Origin of the sequence: Bittarella sp. HCP28S3_D9 (assembly GCF_052065655.1) — a bacterium.
GTDB classification, from domain to species: Bacteria; Bacillota; Clostridia; order Oscillospirales; family Ruminococcaceae; genus Bittarella; species Bittarella massiliensis.
The window spans coordinates 176,525-198,834 of the sequence record NZ_JBQHTP010000002.1; the positions used below are offsets into that span (position 1 = coordinate 176,525).

General features: G+C 64.4%; 20 protein-coding genes. 9 read left to right on the forward strand and 11 right to left on the reverse strand.

Annotated features, from left to right (window positions below; all coding sequences use genetic code 11):
* The first annotated feature begins 53 nt into the window (after nucleotides 1–53).
* Nucleotides 54–674 (forward strand): Crp/Fnr family transcriptional regulator, encoded by a 621-nt coding sequence (locus ACTNAU_RS02260; protein WP_441097423.1) that lies wholly within the window; start codon nucleotides 54–56, stop codon nucleotides 672–674.
* Nucleotides 675–902: 228 nt separating this feature from the next.
* On the opposite strand, the gene ACTNAU_RS02265 is transcribed toward ACTNAU_RS02260, so the two are convergent.
* The 3 genes from ACTNAU_RS02265 to gltX form a co-directional block, all read right to left on the reverse strand.
* Complete coding sequence (locus ACTNAU_RS02265; RefSeq protein ID WP_441097424.1) at nucleotides 903–3,254, reverse strand: SpoIIE family protein phosphatase; 2,352 nt, start codon at nucleotides 3,252–3,254, stop codon at nucleotides 903–905.
* Between the two features lie 355 nt (nucleotides 3,255–3,609).
* On the reverse strand, nucleotides 3,610–4,188 hold the full coding sequence (locus tag ACTNAU_RS02270) for a cyclase family protein (RefSeq protein WP_441097425.1): 579 nt from the start codon (nucleotides 4,186–4,188) through the stop codon (nucleotides 3,610–3,612).
* 113 nt (nucleotides 4,189–4,301) lie between these two features.
* Nucleotides 4,302–5,756, reverse strand: a complete 1,455-nt coding sequence (gene gltX / locus ACTNAU_RS02275) for a glutamate--tRNA ligase (RefSeq protein ID WP_441097426.1) — start codon at nucleotides 5,754–5,756, stop codon at nucleotides 4,302–4,304.
* Between the two features lie 403 nt (nucleotides 5,757–6,159).
* Here gltX and ACTNAU_RS02280 point away from each other — a divergent pair, with 403 nt between their 5' ends.
* The 3 genes from ACTNAU_RS02280 (at nucleotide 6,160) to ACTNAU_RS02290 (ending at nucleotide 8,856) form a co-directional block, all read left to right on the forward strand.
* Nucleotides 6,160–7,350 (forward strand): PLP-dependent aminotransferase family protein, encoded by a 1,191-nt coding sequence (locus ACTNAU_RS02280; RefSeq protein WP_441097427.1) that lies wholly within the window; start codon nucleotides 6,160–6,162, stop codon nucleotides 7,348–7,350.
* Nucleotides 7,351–7,381: 31 nt separating this feature from the next.
* Nucleotides 7,382–8,392 (forward strand): tryptophan--tRNA ligase, encoded by a 1,011-nt coding sequence (gene trpS, locus ACTNAU_RS02285; RefSeq protein WP_441097428.1) that lies wholly within the window; start codon nucleotides 7,382–7,384, stop codon nucleotides 8,390–8,392.
* A 206-nt stretch (nucleotides 8,393–8,598) separates the two neighbouring features.
* A complete protein-coding gene (locus tag ACTNAU_RS02290) occupies nucleotides 8,599–8,856 on the forward strand; it encodes a helix-turn-helix domain-containing protein (protein WP_185915675.1) in 258 nt (85 codons plus the stop codon).
* 133 nt (nucleotides 8,857–8,989) lie between these two features.
* On the opposite strand, the gene ACTNAU_RS02295 is transcribed toward ACTNAU_RS02290, so the two are convergent.
* Complete coding sequence (locus tag ACTNAU_RS02295; RefSeq protein ID WP_185915674.1) at nucleotides 8,990–9,511, reverse strand: spore maturation protein; 522 nt, start codon at nucleotides 9,509–9,511, stop codon at nucleotides 8,990–8,992.
* On the reverse strand, nucleotides 9,508–10,137 hold the full coding sequence (locus ACTNAU_RS02300) for a nucleoside recognition domain-containing protein (protein WP_216400912.1): 630 nt from the start codon (nucleotides 10,135–10,137) through the stop codon (nucleotides 9,508–9,510). The genes ACTNAU_RS02295 and ACTNAU_RS02300 overlap by 4 nt, the downstream gene beginning before the upstream one ends.
* 170 nt (nucleotides 10,138–10,307) lie before the next feature.
* Between ACTNAU_RS02300 and ACTNAU_RS02305 the strand changes: the two genes are divergently transcribed.
* Nucleotides 10,308–10,547, forward strand: a complete 240-nt coding sequence (locus tag ACTNAU_RS02305; RefSeq protein ID WP_021660535.1) for an AbrB/MazE/SpoVT family DNA-binding domain-containing protein — start codon at nucleotides 10,308–10,310, stop codon at nucleotides 10,545–10,547.
* A gap of 223 nt (nucleotides 10,548–10,770) precedes the next feature.
* On the opposite strand, the gene ACTNAU_RS02310 is transcribed toward ACTNAU_RS02305, so the two are convergent.
* Genes ACTNAU_RS02310 through ACTNAU_RS02320 form a run of 3 tightly spaced genes read right to left on the reverse strand, consistent with a single transcriptional unit; the run spans nucleotide 10,771 to nucleotide 12,907 of the window.
* Nucleotides 10,771–11,631 (reverse strand): DUF975 family protein, encoded by an 861-nt coding sequence (locus tag ACTNAU_RS02310; protein ID WP_185915673.1) that lies wholly within the window; start codon nucleotides 11,629–11,631, stop codon nucleotides 10,771–10,773.
* Between the two features lie 29 nt (nucleotides 11,632–11,660).
* Complete coding sequence (locus tag ACTNAU_RS02315; RefSeq protein ID WP_256135166.1) at nucleotides 11,661–12,203, reverse strand: cob(I)yrinic acid a,c-diamide adenosyltransferase; 543 nt, start codon at nucleotides 12,201–12,203, stop codon at nucleotides 11,661–11,663.
* Between the two features lie 53 nt (nucleotides 12,204–12,256).
* Complete coding sequence (locus ACTNAU_RS02320) at nucleotides 12,257–12,907, reverse strand: histidine phosphatase family protein (RefSeq protein ID WP_185915671.1); 651 nt, start codon at nucleotides 12,905–12,907, stop codon at nucleotides 12,257–12,259.
* A 166-nt stretch (nucleotides 12,908–13,073) separates the two neighbouring features.
* Between ACTNAU_RS02320 and ACTNAU_RS02325 the strand changes: the two genes are divergently transcribed.
* Complete coding sequence (locus tag ACTNAU_RS02325; RefSeq protein WP_353653892.1) at nucleotides 13,074–13,751, forward strand: helix-turn-helix domain-containing protein; 678 nt, start codon at nucleotides 13,074–13,076, stop codon at nucleotides 13,749–13,751.
* A 245-nt stretch (nucleotides 13,752–13,996) separates the two neighbouring features.
* Nucleotides 13,997–15,343 (forward strand): APC family permease, encoded by a 1,347-nt coding sequence (locus ACTNAU_RS02330; RefSeq protein WP_441097429.1) that lies wholly within the window; start codon nucleotides 13,997–13,999, stop codon nucleotides 15,341–15,343.
* 447 nt (nucleotides 15,344–15,790) lie between these two features.
* Here the strand turns inward: ACTNAU_RS02330 and gap are convergent, their stop codons facing one another.
* Complete coding sequence (gap, locus tag ACTNAU_RS02335; protein WP_021660543.1) at nucleotides 15,791–16,807, reverse strand: type I glyceraldehyde-3-phosphate dehydrogenase; 1,017 nt, start codon at nucleotides 16,805–16,807, stop codon at nucleotides 15,791–15,793.
* A 255-nt stretch (nucleotides 16,808–17,062) separates the two neighbouring features.
* Between gap and ACTNAU_RS02340 the strand changes: the two genes are divergently transcribed.
* Nucleotides 17,063–18,220 (forward strand): sensor histidine kinase, encoded by a 1,158-nt coding sequence (locus tag ACTNAU_RS02340; protein WP_441097430.1) that lies wholly within the window; start codon nucleotides 17,063–17,065, stop codon nucleotides 18,218–18,220.
* A gap of 130 nt (nucleotides 18,221–18,350) precedes the next feature.
* On the opposite strand, the gene ACTNAU_RS02345 is transcribed toward ACTNAU_RS02340, so the two are convergent.
* Both ACTNAU_RS02345 and ACTNAU_RS02350 read right to left on the reverse strand, forming a co-directional pair.
* The gene (locus tag ACTNAU_RS02345; protein WP_441097431.1) at nucleotides 18,351–19,475 is read right to left on the reverse strand and encodes a hypothetical protein; all 1,125 of its coding nucleotides are present in this window, start codon (nucleotides 19,473–19,475) and stop codon (nucleotides 18,351–18,353) included.
* 11 nt (nucleotides 19,476–19,486) lie between these two features.
* The gene (locus ACTNAU_RS02350) at nucleotides 19,487–20,851 is read right to left on the reverse strand and encodes a citrate synthase (protein ID WP_185915667.1); all 1,365 of its coding nucleotides are present in this window, start codon (nucleotides 20,849–20,851) and stop codon (nucleotides 19,487–19,489) included.
* A gap of 257 nt (nucleotides 20,852–21,108) precedes the next feature.
* On the opposite strand from ACTNAU_RS02350, the gene spoIID reads away from it, so the two are divergent.
* Entirely contained in the window at nucleotides 21,109–22,137 is a 1,029-nt protein-coding gene (gene spoIID / locus ACTNAU_RS02355; RefSeq protein ID WP_185915666.1) for a stage II sporulation protein D, read from the forward strand.
* Nucleotides 22,138–22,310 lie beyond the last annotated feature (173 nt).

The following is a 22,310-nucleotide window of genomic DNA, read 5'->3' on the forward strand; positions in this document are numbered from 1 at the left end:
GATTGACAAATGGATGCCGCCCCCCTATCATAAAAGAAAAAGGGGGTGGGCCTGTGGACAACATCTTGGAATACCTGGTGCAGCGGGGCCTGCTGGGGCACTTTGCCCCCTTTGCCTGCAAGAATGGGGAGGCCATTTTGCTGCAGGGGGAGGTGCCCGAGTGGGCCTGCCTTCTCACCGAGGGGGAGGCAGTGGTCCGCACCCTGGACCCCGACGGCTTCTCCGCCATCCTCTACCGCTACCGGCCGGGGGAGATTTTCGGCGACCTGGAGATCGTCTGCCACCAGCGGGTCATCACCACCGTCTTTGCCTCGGGGGATTGCCGGGGCTACCGCATCGGCGGGGAGGAGCTGCTTGCCCTTTTGCAGCGGGATGCGGGGCTCGCCCTGCGCCTCTACGAAAAGACCGCCCGCCAGCAGCTCAACCAGTCGCTGGAGCGCACCGGCGCCAAGGGAAAGACGGTGGTCGTCCGCCTGGCGGCCCTCCTGCTGGCCAGCGCCGACGAAAACGGGGTGGTCACCCTGCCCAAACAGGAGATGGCCGACGCCCTCTTCACCACCCTGCGCAGCGTCCACCGGGCCCTGCAAAAGCTGGAGCAGGCGGGGTTGGTGCAGGCGGACCGCCGGGCGGTGACCCTCCTTGCGCGGGGGGAACTGGCCGCACTTACAGTATAAGAGCCCCCTCCTAAAAAGAAAAAGACCGCCGTCTATTTTTTCGCAAAACAGACGGCGGCTTTTTTGTGCACCTTTGCAGAGGGGCCGGGCGCGCGGCAGCGCTCCCTTCGCCGGCAAGAGGGCGGGAGGGGGCGCTGTCACAAAAAGAGGAGATTATATGCCAAGCCGCTGGACGCCCCTCCCCCGCTGACCGGGCGAAAGAGGGGACGTCCCCAGCAGGGGAAACGCCTATTGGGCCGAGACCCGAAAGCAGATGGCGGTGATGTCGTCGCGCTGGCCGGCGGCGTGCTTGGCCAATTGGCAGATGGCCTGGGCGATCTCTTCGGGCTCTCTGTCCTTTAAAAGGGCCAGCTGCTGGGCGATGAGGGCCTCGTCCTCCCCCACTGCGCCGTCGCTGACCATCAGCACCAGGTCGCCGGCCTTGAGGCGGGCGGCGCTCTTGTCCAGCGCCACGCTCTGGAGGATGCCGATGGGCAGGGAGGGCTTGCCCAGCCGGGCGGCCCGGCCGCCCCGCAGCAGGTAGGTGCAGGGGCTGCCCCCCTTGACAAAGAGGGCCTCGCCGGTGAAGCAGTCAAAGCGCATCAGGTCGATGGTGGAGACCGCCTCGTCCCCGGTCTTGACCGCCAGGGCGCTGTTGATGAGCTCCACCGAGCCGTCGATGTCAAAGCCCGAGCGCAGCACAGTGGAGACCACCGAGCAGGTCATGGTGGAGTCGATGGCGGCGAAGTCGCCGGTGCCCATCCCGTCGGAGAGGACGCAGTAGCAGTAGCCGTCCTCCCCCGAAAAGACGTCGAAGCTGTCGCCGCAGCGGCCGTCCGCCGCCAGCTGGCAGACCCCGTGTTCCAGCACCAGGGGCGGGCGCTCGTTGAGGGTGAGGTAACTGCCGTCCAGGGTCTTTTTGAGCACCCCCTCGTCAAAGTTGCGCTCGCAGTAGTCCGAGAGCTCCTCTGAGATGTAGCGCTGCTGCTTTTCGCTCAGGTCGTTGTCCAGCTTGAGCTCGATTTTGGCCCCCTTCTGGCGGGAGGTGGTGCAGAGGACGTCCTTGGGCGCAAAGCCCAGGTCGGTGAGGAGATTGGCGATCTGGCGGCTGGACTGCATGTCCACGTCGTCCATGCTCTCCACCTGTTCGCCCATCCCCGCCAGCAGTTTGGCGAGGCTGTCCATCTGGCCGATGACCCCGCTCTTGACATAGGACATCTTCCGCCCCACCGCCCGGTTTTGCAGGTAGCGCTCATAGCCCTCCTCCACCGCCTGCAGCAAAGGGGCCAGCTTGACACAGCGCTTGACGAAATAGGGGGGCAGGTCCTCCCCGGAGAGCTGGCCCTGCTGCCCCAGCGCCTCCATCCCCTTGTTGAGACAGTCGCAGGTCTCGGTGTACTGCTGCTCCCAGCAGAAACTGCACAGCCCGCAGTTTTTGCAGACCTTGTCGGCGGCGCAGTGGTAGACCTGGGAGATGTCCTCCCCGCCCAGGGTGTCCAGCCGCTTGTAGAGGGTTTGGATCTTGTGGGAGATGGTGGAGAGGGAGGCGGCGGTGGACTGCAGCTTGTAGCTCACCATCCGCTTGACCCGCTCGCTCTTGACCAGGCTGTCCGCCCCCTCTCCCAGGGGCAGGGCCCCCAGCAGCCTCCCCGGCAGGAGGAGGAAGAGGGCGCAGCCCACGAACCACTCCACCACCAGCCCGCCCGAGAGCTCCTGCGCCGGCAGGAAGGTGGCGACAATGGTGCAGCAGACCCCAAAGGAGAGGGCGCAGAGCACCTTGTTCTGCCGCGCGAAGAGGCCCGCCACCAGCCCGCCCAGGGGGAAGGCCCCCATGAACAGCAGCATCTGCGGCCCCGAGAGGGAGATGGCCAGCGCCATCAGCACCCCCGCCACCGCGCCGGTGGACTCCTTGCCCAGGTAGGCGGCCACCAGGGTGAAGACCACCGCTGCCATCCGCCCCACCGAGAGGCCCAGCACCGCGATCCCGTCGAGGGCCATCAGCCCGCAGGCCAGGCAGATGAAGAGGCTGGCCAGCTGTAAGTTGGAAAAGCCCTTGAGGCTCTTCCCCTGGGAGAAGGCCGCGGCGGTGACGGTGAAGAAGTAGCAGACCCCCATGGTCAGCAGCGCCTCGCTGGCGGACAGGGCCAGCCGGTCGGGCGCCAACCCGACCGCCGAGGCCAGCCCCACCCGGGCGATGAGCACCCCCAGGCCGCAGGCGGTGATCTTGGGCCAGGCCGCCCGCCGGTCCTCCGCCCGGAAGGCCAGGGCCCAGCGCAGCACCACCGTCAGCAGCGCCGCCGCCAGGTAGGTGAGCCCCGTCTCCAGCGGGGTGAGCAGCAGGTAGCCACAGAAGGCGCCGGTGGCGCTCCAGAGCAGATAGTCGCCGGGGACCGCCGCCAGAAAGGCGATGGCCAGGGGGGACATCTCCCCCAGCAGCGAGGCCCCCGCCAGCACAAAGCCCACGGCGAACACCCCCGCCTGCCGCAGCAAAAAGGCGTGGCGGTGGGCCATCTGGGCCAGCCAGCTGCGCTGGCCCTCCCCCTTCTTCCCCGACCTGCCCCGGGCCAGCCGCCCGGCGGCTGTAAACAGCATCCCTCTCATGGCCAATTCCTCCCTGGTTTGCGCATCTTCCCTCCCCCCCGCGCATACACATAGGGGGGAGGGGTGTCGGTCCTCTTTGGTACATTCAGTATAGAGGGCCGGCGGGTGGAAATTCTGTCGCAGCGGGCATGGGGAAAAATAGCCCTTTGCGGCGAGGGAGGCGAAAGAAGGGCCCCTTTTGGGAGAAGGGGGCGCTTTTTTGCGGGAAAGGGCGCAAAAAAGGCGGCCCCCTCCGGGCCGCCTCTCTCTGTTTGATAGGGATCGCCGTTCAACGGGGCCGCCCGGGCAGGTGCCGGGCGCTCGCGGGGAACGCCCCCCGTTCGCCGCACAGAGGAATGGGCGGGGGACCTGTCCCCTACTCCTCCCCCTCGGGCAACTCGGCCACCACCCGACAGGGCAGGCCGCTCATCTGGGCGAAGTTCACCGGGAAGGTGTAGAGGGTGCAGGCCGCCCAGGGCGCGCCCCGCAGCACCCCCTGCAGGTTGCAGAGGTTCTCCACCACGAAGGCCCCCCGGTCGGCGCAGCGCTGGTCGGCGGGGGTGTGTTCCCTGCCCCGGCGGATGCCGGCGCAGTCGATGCCCAGGAGGGAGACCTCCCGCTCCAGCAGGGCGTCGATGAGCCGCTGGGAGAGCTGGGGGTGCCCCTTGAAGTAGGCGGGGGTGGCGTAGCCCTCCCGCTCGAGCCAGCCGGTGGAAAAGAGGACGGCGTTGCCGGGGAGGACCCGCTCCAGGGGCAGGTCCTCCGGCTCAATGTCCCGCCCTGTCACCGCCGACACGTCGAGCACCAGCGCCGGGCGGCGGAGAAACGCCAGGGGGAAGACCTTGTCCATGACGTCAAAGTGGGTGCCCAGGTGGCCGGTGAGGGCCTTTTTTTCATTTCCCTGGGCGTCCTTGGTGCGTTCTGGAGTGACTTTCAGGGTGAGGTCGACAAACATGTTCACTCGCTCCTTTCGCGGCGGGGCCGCACACAGAAAAAGGGGGCCGCAGGGTCCTGCCGACCCCGCGGCCCCCGGCCGGCTCTTCTCTTTTGAAAAGGGATACGCGCCCCTTAGCCCTGCAGCTGGGCGATGCCCTTGCGGATGCGGGCGAGGGACTCCTCCTTGCCCAGGATGACCGCCATCTCCACCCCGCCGCCGGGGGTGAAGGACTTGCCGGTGAGGGCCACCCGCAGCGGCCAGAGGACGGCGCCGTTTTTGACCCCCAACTCGGCGATGAGGGCAAAGAGGGCGTCGTGAACCGGCGCGAGGGTGAAGTCCTCGATCCCCTCCAGCACCGGCAGCACCTTCTGCAGGGCGTCCAGGGAGGTCTCGGCGTTGGTCTTCATCTTCTTGTGGGTGTAGAGGTCGTTGCTGTAAGCGGGCAGGGCGTCGATGAAGTCCAGTTGGGGGGGCACCTCTTCCAGCACCTCGGTGCGGGCGTGCAGCACCTGGGCCAGCAGGTGAAAGTCGATGTCCTCCCGGGCGACGCCCTTTTTCATCCAGGGGAGAACGGTCTCGTAGAAGGTCTCCTCGTCCATCCGCCGCAGGTATTCGGCGTTGATGTAGCGCAGCTTCTGGGGGTCGAAGATGGCGGGGGACTTGGAGATGTCCTCGGGGGAGAACTCCCGCACCAACTCGTCGAGGGTGAAAATCTCCTCCTCGCCCTTGGGGTTCCACCCCAGCAGGGCGATGTAGTTGAGAACCGCGTCCTTCAAATAGCCCTTGGCCACCAGGTCCTCAAAAGAGGCGTCGCCGTTTCGCTTGGAGAGCTTTTCGGTGGCGTTTTTCATCACCGGCGGGCAGTGGATGTAGACCGGGATCTCCCACCCGAAGGCCTGGTAGAGGAGGTTGTACTTGGGGGTGGAGGAGAGGTACTCGTTGCCGCGGATGACGTGGGTGATCCCCATCAGGTGGTCGTCCACCACGTTGGCGAAGTTGTAGGTGGGCATCCCGTCGCGCTTGATGAGCACCTGGTCGTCGAGGGTGCTGTTCTCGACGGTGATGTCGCCGAAGATCTCGTCGTGGAAGGTGGTCGTCCCCTCCAGCGGCATCTTCTGGCGGATGACATAGGGCTCCCCGGCGGCGAGGCGGGCCTCCACCTCCTCCTTGGAGAGGTTCCGGCAGTGGCCGTCGTAGCGGGTGGGCTGACCGGAGGCCTTTTGGATGGTCTTCATCTGCTCCAGCCGGTCCTTGTCGCAGAAGCAGTAGTAGGCGTGGCCCGACTCCACCAGCTGCTTGGCGTAGTCGATGAACATCCCCATCCGCTCGCTCTGCACATAGGGGCCTACCGGGCCGCCGATGTCCGGGCCCTCATCCCACCGCAGGCCGCACTGGCGCAGGGTGTTGTAGATGATGTCCTCGGCCCCCTCGACCTTGCGCTGCTGATCGGTGTCCTCGATGCGCAGGATGAAGGTGCCGCCGTCTTTCTTGGCCACCAGATAGGCGTACAGGGCGGTGCGCAGGTTGCCCACGTGCATGTAGCCGGTGGGGCTGGGCGCAAACCGGGTGCGAACTTTGCCTTCCATTCTCTTTACCACCTTTTCTTCTCTTCAAATCAAAACTGCCCGGCCACCGGGGCGGGCGCTGCTGCGGTATGCAGTCGGCCGGCGCCGCACAAAAAAGGCGGCGGCAGCCACCTGCCCTTATAGTACAGTCTGGGCCGTCATTTGTCAATTTATCGGCTGCCGGCCGGGGGATTTTCGGCGCTTTGCGGGGGCGGGGGGTTTTTCTCCCCCCGCTCTTTGTGGTATAATAGCCGCAACGCGGCTATTGTACCAGCGGCGGCCGGGCAGATGTGCAAACGCCCTCTGCCCCCCGCCCCATGACCCGTATCGCCTCGCGCTGCGCGCCCCTGGCATTTCCAGCCGCACCCATCCCCCGGCCCGCCCCATCGGGGCCCGGCTGGGACCGTGAAAAGGAGGAACCGTCATGTCCTACCCCATCTCGCACAAGATGTCGACCCTCAAGCCCTCGGTGATCCGGGAGATCCTCAAGTACTCGTCCGACCCGAATGTCATCTCCTTCGCCGCCGGCAACCCCGCGTCCGAGACCTTCCCGGTGGAGAAGATCGCCGCCATCACCGCCGACATCCTGCAAAAAGACCCCACCGCCGCCCTGCAGTACTCCCTCAGCGAGGGCTACCCCGCCCTGCGCACCACCTTGGAGCGATGGCTGGCCCAGGACTACGGCATCGACTTTTCCGAGAACACCCTGCTCATCACCTCTGGCGCCCAGCAGGGCATCGACTTAGTGACCAAATGCCTGTGCGACGAGGGGGACACGGTGCTGGTGGAAAAGCCCACCTTCATCGGCGCGCTCAACACCTTCCGCTCCTACGGGGTGCAGTTGGCCCCGGTGGAGCTGGAGGACGACGGCCTCTCGCTGCAGAGCCTGCGATCCGCCTGGGAGGGGGCCCACAACCCCCGCTTCCTCTACATCATCCCCACCTTCCAAAACCCCAGCGGGGTGGTCACCTCGCTGCAAAAGCGCCAGGCCATCCTCGACTTTGCCCATGCCCACGACCTGCTGATTTTGGAGGACAATCCCTACGGCGACCTGCGCATCGACGGGGAGCCGGTGCCCACCATCAAGTCCCTCGACCGGGGGGGCGACCGGGTCATCTACCTGGGCAGCTTCTCCAAGATCTTGGCCCCCGCCCTGCGGGTGGGCTTTGTGGTGGCCCGGAACGAGCTGGCCTCCAAGCTGGCGGTGGCCAAGCAGACCACCGACGTCCACTCCAACTCCCTGGCGCAGATCATCTGCAACGAGTTCCTCACCCGCTGGGACGTAAACGAGCACATCGCCGGGCTGCAGGCCACCTACCGCAAAAAGGCCCAGACCATGTGCGAGGCCATCGACCGCTACCTGGCGGGCAAGGTCACCTACCGCAAGCCCCAGGGCGGCCTGTTTTTGTGGTGCACCCTCCCCGATGAAATCGACATGCTGGATTTCTGCGAGCGGTGCGTCAAGGCCGGGTTGGCCCTGGTGCCGGGCAACGCCTTCTACACTGACGAGAGCCAGCCCTGTCACTCCTTCCGGGTCAACTACTCCACCCCCAGCGACGAGGAGATCGTCAAAGGGGTGCAGATCATGGCGGAAATTGTAAAAACTTTTGCATAAATTACGTTTAGTATAGAAAAGAGGAGCATTTATGGAACAGAACACGACCCCGCGCAAGAAGGTCATCTTCAGCGGCATCCAGCCCACCGGGGTATTCACCCTGGGCAACTATCTGGGGGCGGTGAAGAATTGGGGTCCCATGCAAGACGAGTACGACTGCACCTACTCGGTGGTGGACCTGCACGCCATCACCGTCAAACAGGACCCGGCCAAGCTGCGCCGCCAGACGCTGGACTGCTACGCCCTGCTCATCGCCTGCGGCATCGACCCCCAGAAGAGCCTGCTCTTCATCCAGAGTCACAACCCCGCCCACAGCCAGCTGGCCTGGGTCCTCTCCTGCTTCACCCAGTTCGGCGACCTGGGGCGGATGACCCAGTTCAAGGAGAAGAGCCAGAAGCACCCCGACGACATCAACGCCGGGCTCTTCACCTACCCGGTGCTGATGGCCGCCGACATCCTCGCCTACGGCACCGACCTGGTGCCGGTGGGGCAGGACCAGAAACAGCATCTGGAGCTGGCCCGGGGGATCGCCAACCGCTTCAACGGCCGCTTCGGCGAGACCTTTGTGGTGCCCGAACCCTATATCCCAGAGACGGCGGCCAAGATCACGTCCCTCACCGAGCCGGAGAAGAAGATGAGCAAGTCCGACCCCAACCCCAACGGCTTCATCTCCATCCTCGACGAGCCGGACGTCATCCTCCGCAAATTCAAAAAGGCGGTCACCGACTCCGAGGGGGTTGTCTGCCGCCGGGAGGGGAAGGCCGGCATCAACAACCTGATGTCCATCTACTCCGCCATCACCGGCAAGGACTTCGACGAGATCGAGCGGGAGTTTGCCGGCAGGGGCTACGGCGAGTTCAAGCTGGCGGTGGGCGAGACCGTCAGCGACGAGTTGGCCCCCATCCGCGAGGCCTTCGCCCGGCTGTCAAAGGACAGGGAATACCTGGAAAAATGCTACACCGAGGGCGCGGAAAAGGCCTGCCGCGCCACCGCCAAGATGCTGCGAAAGGTCTACAAAAAAGTGGGCTTCATCGGCCTGTAAAACACCTGTCTACACAACCGTGCATTCCATGCGCCCGAGAGGGCGGGAGAAGCAGTGGCTTCCCCCGCCCTCTCTTTTTTATCCCCTCTTCCCACGGCCGCGCGACCCTGACATTAGGCGAATGTCACCCTCTCTCCCGGGCAAACCTATAATAAAACTGGCTTGAAAAAACGCCTGCGCAAGGCGAGCGAGAAGGTGATACGACCATGTACAAGAACAAAGCTCCCGACGGCCGCAACAACCTTTGCGGCAAGCAAATTGCCCATCTGCGCAAACAGATGCGGCCCCGGGTGTCCCAGCGGCTGTTGGCCGAACGGCTGCAGGTGCTCGGCCTGGATTTGGACAAGAACGCCATCCAGCGAATTGAAAATGGAAGCCGTTTTGTGACCGACGTGGAGTTGGCACAGATCGCCCAACTGCTGCAGGTCTCGATGGAGGAGCTGACAGAGGGGCAGTCCAGTTGAGGGCCTCCTCCACTCACCCGGAAGAGACCCGGCCGGCCAAAAGGCCGCCTCCCCCTAATCCGAAGGGGAAGGCGGCCCAAAAAGGGGCGCAGACGCCGCGCGCGGCGGACCTGCGCCCCTCTTTTTTTGCCCCTCACCCCGCCGCGCCGAAGAAGAGGCGCACCAGCAGGGCGCTACAGACAAAGCCCGCCAGGTCGGCCGAGAGGGCCGAGGGCAGGGTGTGGCGGGTCTTTTTGACGTGGGTCACCCCGTAGTAGACCGCCAGGGTGTAAAAGGTGGTCTCGGTGGAGCCCATGAGCACGCTGGCCACCCGGCCGATGTAGCTGTCCGGCCCGAAGGACTGGAGCACGTCCTGAAAGATGACCATCGCCCCGCTGCCCGAGATGGGGCGCAGGAGGGCCAGGGGGATGATCTCCCGCGGGATCTGCAGCAGCGACGCCACCGGCGCCAGCCCCACCTGCAGGAGGTCCAGCGCCCCGGAGGCCTTGAACATCCCCACGGCGGTCATCAGCCCCACCAGGGAGGGGAGCACCCGCAAAATCACCTTGGCGTTCTCCCCCGCCCCCTCCATAAAGGCGTCAAAGACCGGCACCTTCTGCGAGATGCCGTAGAGGGCAAAAGCGCAGAGGAGCAGGGGCACCACATAGGCGGTCACGGCCGGCTCCCCCCCTTGGCGATCCGGCGGGCGGCCGGCCCGGGCTCGCGGGTGCGGGTGGCGCCCCGCAGGGCGCGGTTGACCAGCAGCCCCGCCGCCAGGGCGAGGACGGAGCAGAGCCAGACACAGGTGATGATCTCCATGGGGTTTTGGCTGCCCGCCTTGAGCCGCAGGGTGGCGGCGGTGGTGGGGATGAGCTGCAGCGAGGCGGTGTTGAGCACCACAAAGGTGATCATGTCGTCGGAGGCGCTCTCCCCGCCGCCGTTCTGCCGGTCCAGCTCCCGCATGGCGGCAAGGCCCAGGGGGGTGGCGGCGTTCCCCAGCCCCAGGAGGTTGGCCATCAGGTTCATGGAGATGGCGGCAAAGGCGGGGGAGTCCCGCCGCACCCCCTTAAAAAGCCTGCCCACCAGGGGGTAAAACCAGCCGGAGATCTTTTCGGTCAGCCCAGACTTCTCAGCGATGTTCATCACCCCGCCCCAGAGACAGAGGGAGCCCAGCAGGGTGATGGACAGCTCCACCGCCTTGAGGCACTCCCCCATGGCGGCGGCCGAGACCCCCTCCATCCGCCCGGTGAGCGCCCCGCAGATCACCGACAGAACGAGCATCCCCACCCATATATACGTCATCACGAAAATCCGCCCCTCTCTCGAGGATAAATATGTCAAGAGTGTAAATTGTATTCCTTTCTCCCATTTATTTACTTGAAAAAATTGACAAATCGACCCCATTTGACTATAATAATCTCAGTTCCCACATTTTTTGCAGTTTTATATCGACAAGAAGGAGAGAAATAGCAATGAAATCTACTGGCATTATTCGTGAGATGGACGAACTCGGCCGCATCGTGATCCCCATTGAGCTGCGCCGCAGCCTGGACATGACCAAGGGGACCAACATTGAAATTTTCGTGGAGGACGACGTCATCAGCCTGCGCAAGGTCAAAGACAGCTGCGTCTTCTGCGGCTCTGACAAGGATCTGGTCAACTACATGGACCGCCTGGTCTGCAGCGACTGCATTGAGAAGCTGAAAAAATAGGCTTCTTCTCCCCACGCTTGCCCTCTATATTTTCATACAAGTTTGCACTTCGCGTTTCCTCACGCGGCAAAAAAGGCGGCGCTTCGGCGCTGCCTTTTTTGCACCCTAAAAACGCCGCTCTCTGCGGCAAGGGCAACCCGATAAAAAGAGAGCCGCACCGGGCCTGGCAGTCCGGTGCGGCTCTCTTCTCTCCCCGCCCTGTCAGAGGGCGGGCGGAGCTGTTTTAAGGGCGGCTGGCCCCCTCTGTCGCCCGCTGCGCCGGGCAGCCGTAAGCGGTGAAGTCCACCTCCCGCAGCCAACAGTGGGCGTAGAGGGCGGTGCTGGTGGAGAGGTGGGGAAAAAAGTAGAGGATGGGGATCACCAGCAGGGAGAGGAGCGCCCAGGGCAGAAAGGACAGATAGAGGAAGAACAGCTCCCCCCGGCGGCTGGCCATCTCCTTCACCGAGATGTGAAAGGCCTTTCGCACCGGGATGTCGGAGCGGGAGATGACGATGTACTTGGCCAGAAAGTACCGGGTCAGAAAGTAGACCAGCAGCGGCACCGTCAAGGCCATCAGCAGCAGGGAGAGGATGATGACCACCGCCCCCAGGGCGGTGAAGAGGGTGCTGTCGGTGGAGATGTAGAAGTAGTACCCGGCCCAGAGCAGCCCCGCCGGGGGGGCCAGCATGCAGACGCTGTAAAAGGCGCTGCGGGCAATCAGGTTGAGGGCATACCAGATGCTCCGCCCCATCCGCCGCAGGCCGCCGAAGTAGTGAAAGACATCCCACACCGGGGCGTCGGGATCCAGGGCCACATTCCAGTACCAGCGGTGCTGCCCCAGATAGAGGGGGGCCAGGACCAGCCCCCGCAGCAGCCAGATGGCGAGGATGACCGAGGCGCTGAGGATCACCACCGGCGCGTCAAAGGGGACCTCCCCCAGGGCAAAGAGGTCGGAGAGGCCCCAGATGTTGAGGGTCTGCACGCAGATGCGCTCCACCAGGGTGAAAAACATCAGCACCGACACCACCATGAAGAGGACGGCCATGGCCTTGCCGATCTGGTGGCGAAGGATCTTTTTCGAGTCCCGCTTGATGCTCTGTCTCAACTCGCTCGCTCCCTCCCTTCCCGCCAGCGTCAAAACTCGATCCCCTTGCGGGCGGGGACGCCCCTCTCGAAGGGGTGCTTGCGGCAGCACATCTCGGTGCAGTAATCGCTCTGTTCTACCAGGGCGGGCGGCGCGTCCCGTCCGGTGAGCACCACCTCGGTCCCCGGGGCCCGGTCCGCGAGGAGGGCGAGCACCTGCCCCTCCTCCACCAGGCCCAGGGAGAGGGCGGCCATGATCTCGTCGCAGACCACCAGCCGGTAGGCCCCGCCGGCGGCGGCAGCGGCGGCCTGGGCGAGCAGCTCCTGCTGCTGGGCCCGGCAGGCCGCCTTCTCCCCCTCGTCCATGGCAAAGTAGAACTTGCCGCTGGTGAGGGGCGAACACACCTGGGCCCCCAGGCGGCGCAGGCTCTCCAGCTCGGCCGAGTCGCCGCCCTTTAAAAATTGGGTGAAGTAGACTCGCTCCCCCGCGCCCAGCGCCCGCACGCACAGCCCCACCGAGGCGGTGGTCTTCCCCTTGCCGTCCCCTGTGTAGATGTGCACCAGGCCCAACTGCTCTCTTCTCTCTTCTGCCATCACGCGACCGCCTTTCTCTCCATGGGGCCACAGGCCCCGCCGAATCTCTCTCTTTACCGCCCGCTGAGGGGGGTCGGCGTCTGCGCTCCGTGGGGCATGATGCCGATGACCTCAAAGGCCTGGGCGGCCTGCCACAGCTGGGGGGTCACCAGCAGGGTGTAGCCGCAGCCGTCGTCGCAGTGCCACTCCAACTGGCGCTTGCGGGGGTAGCCAAAGGCGGCCAGCAGCCCCATGATCACCCCGCCGGGCACCACCACTGCCGCCGACTCCAGGCCGCCCTTCATCATGTCCTCGATGACGGTGCGGATGCCCAGGGTGCAGCGGGCGGCAAACTCCTCGATCTCCTCCCCGTCGGGGATGAAGGCGTCCGGCGACCCGGCAGCAAACTTCTCAAAGTCGGGGTCGCCTTTGAGCTCTTCCAAGGTCTTGCCCTCAAAGCGGCCGAAGTCCAGTTCCCCCAGCTCCTCCATGACCTCCTGCTCGGCCACCCCGGGGTAGAGCAGGTGGGCGGTCTGCCGGCAGCGCAGGTGGGGCGCCACATAGAGCTTGTCCGCCGCCGGGTAGTCGTAATCCCCCTGCAGTCGGCGCAGGCGGGCCACCCCCTCGGGACAGAGGGGCAGGTCGGTGCGCGCCCCCACGTACCGACCGTCCAAATTGCCCTGGGTGAGGCCGTGGCGGATGAGGTGGACCTTGTAAGTTTTCATAAAAACACCATTCCTTATTATTGCAATGCGGAGAAAGAAAAATCCCTCCGCCCAAATCGCTCAAATTTGCCTTTACAAAAGGTTTTGCTTGCTTTATAATTTACACTATGTAAAAATGCGGGGAGTTTTGACGATGAATGCCGATTTTCATAGGATCCTGACTCTTTTGAGGAAGGAGAAGGGGGTCAGCCAAAAGCAGGTGGCTGCCAGCCTGGGGATCTCCCAGGCCCTCCTCTCCCACTACGAAAAGGGCATACGGGAGTGCGGGCTGGAGTTCGTGGTGAAGGTGGCCGATTACTACGGCGTCTCCTGCGACTACCTGCTGGGCCGCTCGCCCGACCGGGCCGGGCTCACCCTCTCGGTGGACGACCTGCCCGACGGGGACGGCGGCCGCCAGAACGCCTTTGCCGGCAGCATCATGCCGGTGCTCAACAAAAAGCTCATCACCAATTCCCTGCACATCGTCTTCGACATGCTCTCCAAGGGGCGCAACGACTCGCTGACGCGGGAGGTGTCGAGCTACCTGATGACCGCCGTCTACAAGTCCTTTCGCAAACTCTGCGGCATCAACCCCAAAAACCAGGACACCATGTTCAGCATCTCCAAGGTGCGGGTGTCCCACCTCTGCCGCAGCGCCATGAGCCAGAACGAGGCCAACATCGACTGCCTGTCGGCTGGGCAGGACCTGGAGGGGCTCACCCCCATCGAAAACCGGGACGCCTTTGCTCTGACCACCCAGTCCATGACCGAGAACTACCCGCTCTACTACTCCTCCCTGCAAAACCTCATCAGCAATGTGGAGGCGGAGCTGGGCAAAAACGGCGGTGGCAGGGGCAAAAAGTAGGCGGCACCCCAGGGTCGGGCCGTCGCCCCTATCCATTAGTATACTACCATTTTTACCCGCAATTGAAAACGCTTTTCAAATTTTTTCTCCCTTTTCCAAGTCGACTGCGGACTGCCCCTTCCGGGCGGCCCGCCTTTTTTCTGCCCGCCGGGCAGCGGCGGGCGGCTAAAGGGCGGAGCAATCGACCATACTCAACACAAAGCCCTCTTTTTGCTGTGCGCAAAAGGGGAAAAGGAGGCAACTGCGTGGAACTCAAACCAAAATACGGCCTGTTCACCGCCTTTACCATGATCGTGGGGATCGTCATCGGCTCGGGGATCTTCTTCAAGGCCGACGACATCCTCACCCTCACCGGGGGCAACATCGCCCTGGGGGCCCTGGCCTTTGCGGTGGCGGCCATCGCCATCGTCTTCGGCGGATTGGCCTTTGCCCAGCTGGCCTCCCTCACCGACTCCCCCGGCGGGCTGGTGGCCTATGCCCAGGAGTTCGGCAGCCGGCGGCTGGCCTGTGCGGCCGGGTGGTTTCAGACCTTTTTCTACTACCCCTCCCTCATCTCGGTGGTCTCCTCGGTGGTGGGGGTCTATCTGGCCCTCCTCTTTGGGCAGGACTGGTCCCTGGGCACACAGGTGCTGGTGGGGGGCGGGTTCCTGCTGCTGTGCTACCTCTACAACACCCTCTCCCCCAAATTCGGAGGCGCCTTTCAGCGCCTCTCCTCGGTGGTCAAGCTGATCCCCCTCCTCCTCTTCGCCGCCGTGGGGATGCTCTTCGGAGACCCCTCCTCCATCGTCCCCCCGCAGACCGGCAGCGCCTTTGCCGCCCTGGGGTGGACGGCGGCCCTGGCCCCCATCGCCTTCTCCTTTGACGGGTGGATCGTGGCCACCTCCATCGCCCACGAGGTGCGCGACGCCAAGCGAAACCTCCGCATCGCCCTCATCGCCGCCCCCCTCTTGGTGTTGGCGATCTACCTGCTCTACTTTGTGGGGGTCTCCTGCTACCTGGGCCCGGAGCGGGTGATGGCCCTGGGGGACGCCCACATCGACGTGATGGCCGGCGATCTGCTGGGGCCCTGGGGGGCCAAGGCGGTGCTGGTCTTTGTCCTCATCTCGGTGATGGGGACGGTCAACGGCCTGGTGATGGGGAGCATCCGCATGCCCCACGCCCTGGCCCTGCGGGGGATGGTGCCCGGCGCCGCCACCCTCGAACGGGTCAACGCCCGGCTGGACATCCCCATCCCCTCGGCCATCCTCTCCTTTGCCGCCTCGGCGCTCTGGCTGGGGCTGCACTACTGGAGCCAGCGCGGCGGCTGGCTGCCCAACGCCGACCTGTCCGAGTGCACGGTGGCCTTTAGCTACCTGTTCTACATGGCGGTCTACTTCCTCCTCATCCGGCTGTTTTTCCGGGGGAAGGCGGGCGGCTGGGTCAGCGGGGTGCTCATCCCCTTGCTGGCCACCCTGGGCGGGCTCTTGATCCTGGCGGGCGGCACCCACAACCCCCTCTTCTGGCCTGCGGCAGCTGTGGTGACCGCCGTCCTGGCTGCCGCCGTCTGGCGGTATGGCGGCCCGGTCTCCCGAGCGGGCGGCATCCGGCCCTAAGCAAATCCTCTGTGGCAATGGCCTTCCCGGCCGCCGCTGGCTGACAGGGCGGGTGTCGGGCCGCAATGGGGGACAGGCCGTCAAAGGGCCCTCCGCTGCCCATGGCGAATTAGGCCGCGGCGCCCGAAGAAAAAGCGCGCTTGATCGCCCAAAAGGGCTGTTCACCGGCCCGGTCTTTGGGGCGGGGGTAGGCGCCGAAGGAGCGCCGGCAAAGCGGACGCCCCCCCAGCGCTCAAAGCGCCCCAAGTTTTGTGCGGGGAAAAGCTCTGCCATCCCACCCGAACAAAACGCTGCAGCGGCGGGAAAAGGCACGGGTCCTCCCTCCCACAAGCGCTGCGGTCAACCGCCGTTTCCTTTGCCCTTTTTCCGCATATTGCCGTTCATTCTTCGAACAATAAAAGGGCCGCTGCCTCTCGGCAGCGGCCCTTTTGAATGCTTGCGGCAAAGTTACTTCGCGTCGACCTCGGCCATGTGGGAGATCAGCTGCAGAACTTTGTTGGAGTAGCCCCACTCGTTGTCGTACCAGGAAACCAGCTTCACGAAGGTGTCGTTGAGCATGATGCCGGCCTTGGCGTCGAAGATGGAGGTTCTGGGATCGCCGTAGAAGTCGGAAGAGACAACGGCGTCCTCGGTGTAGCCCAGCACGCCCTTCAGAGAGGTCTCGGAAGCCTCTTTCATCTTGGCGCAGATGTCCTCGTAGGTGGTGGCTTTGGCCAGTTTGACGGTCAGGTCGACCACGGAGACATCCAGGGTGGGAACGCGCATGGACATACCGGTCAGCTTGCCCTTCAGAGAGGGGATGACCAGAGCGGTGGCCTTGGCGGCGCCGGTGGAAGAGGGGATGATGTTGCCGGCAGCGGCGCGACCGCCTCTCCAATCCTTCTTGGAGGGGCCGTCAACGGTCTTCTGGGTGCCGGTGGTGGAGTGAACGGTGGTCATCAGGCCCTCGACGATGCCGTAGTTGTCGTTGATGACTTTGGCGATGGGAGCCAGGCAGTTGGTGGTGCAGGAAGCGTTGGAGACGACCATCATGTCTTTGGTGTAGGTCTCCAGGTTGACGCCGCACACGAAAGTCGGGGTCTCTTTGTCCTTGGCGGGAGCGGAGATGACGACCTTCTTGGCGCCGGCTTTGATGTGGGCAGAAGCCTTCTCGGTGGTGCAGAAGACGCCGGTGGACTCAACCACGTAGTCGGCGCCGCACTCGCCCCAGGGAATGTTGGCGGGGTCCATCTCAGCGTAGAACTTGATCTCTTTGCCGTTGACGACAATGGCGTCATCGGTGTAGCTGATTTCGCCCTTGTACTGGCCGTGCACGGTGTCGTAGCGCAGCATGTAAGCGCAGTAGTCAGGGGTCATGAAGGGATCGTTGATGCCCACGAACTCGTAGTCGGGGTTGTCCAGACCAGCGCGGAACACCAGTCTGCCGATGCGGCCAAAGCCGTTGATACCGATTTTGATAGCCATTGGAAACAGCCTCCTATATTTTAAGTTGCTTTCATTTTATATCAAAACAGGGGAAACCGCAAGGGTTTGTCACAAAATTAACTGTTCCTTCCCAGTATTTTCACGTTTTCCCCGCCGGGGCGTGCAGGCGTTTGCAAAAAGGGGGCCCTCCGCCCAGCTAAAACCCCAATATTTGGCGAAATGTCTTTACAAACCGATTTCAGTGATAGTATACTGACACTATCCTATTTTGTCGAATTATGGAGAAAATTGTCGATGAATGGTTTGGACCCGATCCCTCACCCTCCCATTGTGGAGATGGTCAAGCGGTGTTTTCGAGATATGCAGGCGCCGGTATCCCTCTGCGACCCCGCGCTTGACACCCTTTGGCAAAACCCATATTTAGAGCGACAGTGCCCCCAGTTTTTCCCGCGCAGCCTGCGGGAGCTCTCGCAGGAGTGCGACTGGCCGCAGGTCGAGGCGCAGCTGCGCCGGGGGCAGGAGGTACTGCTGCAGCTGCCCTCCCTCTTTTCCGGGGAGGGGACCGCCTCGGTGCGGTTGCTGCCCTGTCTGGACGACGGCGCCCTAGAGGCGGTCTTCGCCCTCTTCCCCGCGCCGGCAACCGCCGCCTCCCCCCTGGAACTGGAGGGGGCGCAGCGGGTGGCGGCCGCCTTCTCCCAGTCCTACCGCACCAAGCTGACCGCCATCTTCTCCGCCCTGCCCCCCCTGGCCCGCCGGCTGGAGGAGAGCGGCGACTACGCCGGCCAGCAGCTGGTGGAGCGGGTCAACCAGAGCGCCTACCGCCTGCTGCGCATCAGCCGCAATGTGGAGGAGATCGCCAAATACCAGTCGGGCAACAACCCCTTTTTGCCCCAGCCCCTCGACATGGGCCGGTTTTTGGAAAACCTCTGCGAGGGGGTGCGGCTGGTGATGGGGCGCAGCGGCATCCCCTTCACCAGCCAAATCCAGCTGGATGGGGTGCAGATGCAGGCCGACCAGGGCAAATTGGAGCAGGCCCTGACCAACCTCCTCTCCAACGCCTTCCTCTACACCCGGGACCAAAACGCCGTCCACCTGGACGCGCGCCTGATTGGCGGCGAAGTGGTGATCACCGTGCGGGACCGGGGGCGGGGCATCGAATCGGCCCTGCAGGCCAAGGTGTTTGAACCCTACTTCTCCCACGGGCCGGATGGGGGCTTCCCCTCCACCGGGCTGGGGCTGACCCTCTGCAGGTATGCAGTCGCCCTCCACGGCGGGCGGGTCCTCTTGCAGAGCACCCCTGGCGAGGGGACCACTGTCAAGTGCATCCTCCCCGTGCGGGAGAGCGCCGAGGACCCGGTCCTTCGGAGCGAAAGCCCCTTTGAGCTGCTCCAAAACCGGTATTCGGCCCTTTACGTGGAGTTGGCTGATGTCTGTCAGCTGCCTTACGCGTAGTTTTTTCAAGCCAAGGAAAGCGGCCTTGCGCGTCGGATCGCGCAGGGCCGCTTTCCTCTTTTCATCGGCACACGAAAAGGCCGCCGCCCGCTTTGAGCCGGGCGACGGCCTTTTTTCCTCGATTTGGGCGCTACCGCCCCCGGCGGGGGCCGCCCTCTCTCTTGCTGCGTGGCCGGTACACATAGGCGCCGTCCCCCCTGCCCGCCGCCCTGCGGGGGCCGGACGAGCGCCGGGGGGCACTGGGCGCGGACCGCTCTGCCGGCCGCGGGGCGGGAGGGGTGGCCCTGGCAGAGGGCCCCTCCGGCCGCTCCCCGTCTGCGGCGGGGACAGCCTTCCCCCTCCCCTCCCCAGAGGGGGGTGCAGCCCTCTTCCCCGCCGCGGGGGGGTCTTGCGGCCCCTCTTCCCTGTCGGCGGTGTAGAAGAGCTGCGCCCGGTCCGCCAGGGGGATGCCGGGAGCGGGGGCCAGGTGCTCCCCCGCCCGGCGGGCAGGGTCCAGCTCTCCCGCCAGGTAGAGACAGAGCACCAGCCCGGCCGCGAAGTAGAGTAGGTCAAAGACAAGGCCCAGCAGGTCGCCCAGGGCGAAGGCGGCCCCGCCCCCCAGCGAGAGGACCGCCGGTGGGAAGGTGGCGAGGGCGAAGCAGAACAGGTGCAAAAGCCCCCAAAAGGTCCCCTTGCGCACCCGGTCGCCGCCCCACTGGGCGCCCATGGCCCCGGCGGCGTGGACAAAGAAGAAGCAGGCGGTGCAGCAGGAGAGCAGCTCCAAAACCCCCTGGGAGACCAGGGCCGAGACCGCCCGCCCCGCAATCAGCAGCACCAGGGTGTAGCCGGGGTAGAGGGCGCAGAGCACCGGCAGCCGGCTGGCCGCCCCGGCGAGGTAGCGGCCGCAGCCGAAGAGCCCCACCCCAAAGAGGACGGCAAAGGCGTAGAGGCCCAGCCGGGCCAGAGGGACCCGCCCCCCTAAAAAGAGAGAGACCAGTTGGGCGGCCCCCACCCCGGCGACCAGGATGCCCAGGGCGCAGAGCGCTCCGCCCCAGCCGGGCCGGGCGGAGCCGTCCCGGCGGCCCCGCGGCTCCCCCCTGGCGCAAAAGAGGGCCAGCAGGATGCAGAGCAGCAGCGCCCCGGCAATGGCCCCGTACTGGAGCGGGGACTGGCTGGTAAAGAGCCCCCCCGCCACATACCGGTCCAGCTGGAAAACGCGCAAGGCCGCCGAGGCAGCCGTAAAGACGGCCCAGGCGGCCAGAAAAGCGATCTTCATAAAAACCCCACCTAACGTTGGTTAATGGGGACGTACGACTGTTTTGCCGTCAGGTTCTTGTAGGCCGGGCGGATGATCCGGCCGCCAAACATCAGCTCTTCCATGCGGTGGGCGCACCAACCGGGCATCCGGGCAACGGCAAACAGCGGGGTGAACAGCTCCTCGGGGATGCCGAGGGTGCGGTACACCAGTCCCGAATACAAGTCTACATTGGCGCACAAATTCTTGTCAACACCTTTTTCCTCGGCAAACACCTGGGGGGCCAGCTTCTCCACCATCTGCAGCAGGTGCAGGTCCTCGCCAAAACCCTTTTCCACCGCCAGGTGCTCGGCGTAGCGCTTGAGGATCTGGGCGCGGGGGTCGCTGACGGTGTAGACCGCGTGGCCGATGCCGTAGATCAGCCCCGAGCGGTCCCCCGCCTCCCGCCGCAGCAGGCGGCGCAGGTAGTCCTCGACGTCCTGCTCGCTGGCGGGGTGGGGGATGGCCTCCTTCATCCCCTCCAGCATCTGGGTCACCTTGAGATTGGCGCCGCCGTGGCGGGGGCCCTTGAGGGAGCCCACGGCGCTGGCCAGGGCCGAATAGGTGTCGGTGAGGGAGGAGGAGAGCACCCGGCAGGCAAAGGCCGAGTTGTTGCCGCCGCCGTGCTCGGCGTGGAGGATGAGGCAGAGGTCCAGCAGGTGGGCCTCCTCCTCGGTGAAGCGCTTGTCGGGGCGGACGGTGCGCAGAATGGTCTGGGCGGTGGAGTGCTCCCGCTTGGGCAGGTGGAAGTACATGCTCTTGTGGTCGTAGTTGCGCCGCTTGACCTGGTAGGCGTTGGTGATGATGGTGGGGGTGCCGGCGATGATCTCGATGCACTGGCGCATCACGTTGCCGATGGAGAGGTCCTCCGCCTCGTCGTCATAGCTGTACATGGCCAGGATCGAGCGGGCCAACTTGTTCATCACGTCGGGGGAGGGGGCCTTCATGATCATGTCCTCAGCAAAGCCGGGGGGCAGGGCGCGAAAGTCCGCCAGCACGTCGTTGAAGAAGTCCAGCTGCTGCTGGGTGGGCAGTTTGCCGAAGAGCAGCAGCCAGCTCAACTCCTCAAACCCGTAGCGGCCCGACTCGATGACCCCGGCCACGAATTCGTCCAGGTCGATGCCCCGGTAGAGCAGCTTGCCCGGGGTGGCGGTCTTGACCCCGTCGACCATCTCGTAGCCCACCACGTCGCAAATCAGGGTCAGCCCCGCCAGGACGCCGGTGTTGTCGGCGTTGCGCAGCCCCCGCTTGACCCCCAGCTTCTCGCAGTCCTCCGGGTCGATGAAGTTATATTTCCGAAACTCATCACATAGGATGTTAATGGCCTTTTGCTTGGAACCGGACACGTTGTATCCCACAGGTACCACCCCTTCATCTGGCTAAAACCAGCATGGCCGGTTTTGCGAATTGTTCTTATTGTACTGTTCTGTCTAGGGCTTGTCAACACCGTTTTGCACTTTTCTCTCTTTTGTATTTCATTTTCTTCAGTTCAGTAGAACTCTTTTGGCCTATTTTTAAAAAAATTGAAATATCATTTTTAAAATCCTGCAAAATAAAAAATGTCGATCCCCGTCTGATGCAGGGGAAACGGCACAGCGGAGAAGGATGTGTTCACATGCGTTTGAAAGTGTCGGTGGCGGCGGTCTTTGCCGCGGTGACCTTTGCCTCCCCCCTGGCGGTCTTTCTGGCCGGCACGCCGGAGGGGGGCGGCGGCAGCTCCTCGGCCGGTCCGCAGCCCGGCGGGGCGGAGAGCAGCTCCCCCGCCCCGGATGGCGGCCAGGCCACCATCAAGGTCTACGACAGCGCCCAGGACAAGGTGATGGAGCTGGCCTTTTCCGACTATCTGCGGGGCGCTCTGGCCGCCGAAATGCCCCCCACCTTCGCCCCGGAGGCGCTGAAGGCCCAGGCCACTGCCTGCGCCACCTACGCCCTGCGGCTCAAACAGCAGGCGGCCGAAAGCCCCAACGAGTCCCTCAAGGGGGCCGACATCTCGGTGGACTCCCGCCTCCACCAGGGGTATATCAGCGACGCCGACCTGCAGGCCCGCTGGGGCCAGAATTACGACTACTACCGCTCCCTCATCCAGGAGGCGGTGGACCAGTCGGGCAATCAGATCCTCACCTATGAAGGGGCCCCCATCATCTCGGCCTACCACTCCATCTCCCCCGGCAAGACCGAGGCGGCCGAGGACATCTGGGGCCAGGCCGTCCCCTACCTGGTGAGCGTCGACAGCCCCGGCGACCTGTTGGCCCCCGACTACGAGACCAAGGAGACCTTCACCAAGGACGTGGTCAAGGAAAACCTCTCGCAGAAGTGGTCGGACATCGCCCTGGGCGACGACCCCGCCACCTGGTTTGCCGACCTGGCCACCACCCCCTCGGGCACCGTCAAAACCCTCACAGTCGGCGGCAAGGCGCTCAGCGGCGGGGACATCCGCTCCGCCCTCAACCTGCGGTGCGCGGCCTTCTCCGTCTCCTATAAAGACGGCACCTTCACCTTTGACGTCAAGGGCTACGGCCACGGGGTGGGGATGAGCCAGTATGGCGCCGACTACATGGCCCGGCAGGGCTCCTCCGCCCAGGACATCCTGGCCCACTACTACCCCGGCACCGCACTGGAACCCCTGGCAAACTTCCTCTCCTAAACTGTCTTTATCTCCTGACAGCCCGCCTCTCCCCCGACCGGGGGAGGCGGGCTGTTTTGCCGCCCTTCTCCTCTCTCCGCCCATGGGGGGAGCCGAAGCGTCCGTCAAAAAAATGCAAAAAACACCCCTCCTCCCCCTTGACAAATGAAAGGGAAGGGCATATCCTATGAACA